Raw genomic sequence first — 297 nt, forward strand, 5'->3', positions numbered from 1 at the left:
GGCGACTCGCAGACCGGTCCGGAAACATGGGTCGCCCGCGGATTGGACGCCTTGGGCTACCGGACGGTGCTCCGCGGCGCCGGGGGGACCGGCTACATCAGGGGGACTCAGCGGGTGGGCAGCTACCACCAGGCGCTGACCTGGCAGCAGTGGCTGCTGCCATGGGGACATCCGCGGCTGGTGATCCTGCAGGGAGGCGGCAACGACGTCGACCGGGCAACTGACGCGGAACTGGCCCGGGCAGTGGAACAAATGATCAGGGAAATGCGCCGGACCTATCCGCAAACCCAACTGGTG

Annotated in this window: 1 protein-coding gene; it reads left to right on the plus strand. The window is 68.0% G+C overall.

From position 1 onward, the window contains the following. Positions 1-297, plus strand: a 297-nt coding sequence (locus SB754_RS19770; RefSeq protein ID WP_410784091.1) for a GDSL-type esterase/lipase family protein, incomplete at both ends; no start/stop codon positions are given.

Origin of the sequence: Leifsonia sp. SIMBA_070, from assembly GCF_046534635.1 — a bacterium.
Taxonomy (GTDB): domain Bacteria; phylum Actinomycetota; class Actinomycetes; order Actinomycetales; family Microbacteriaceae; genus Leifsonia.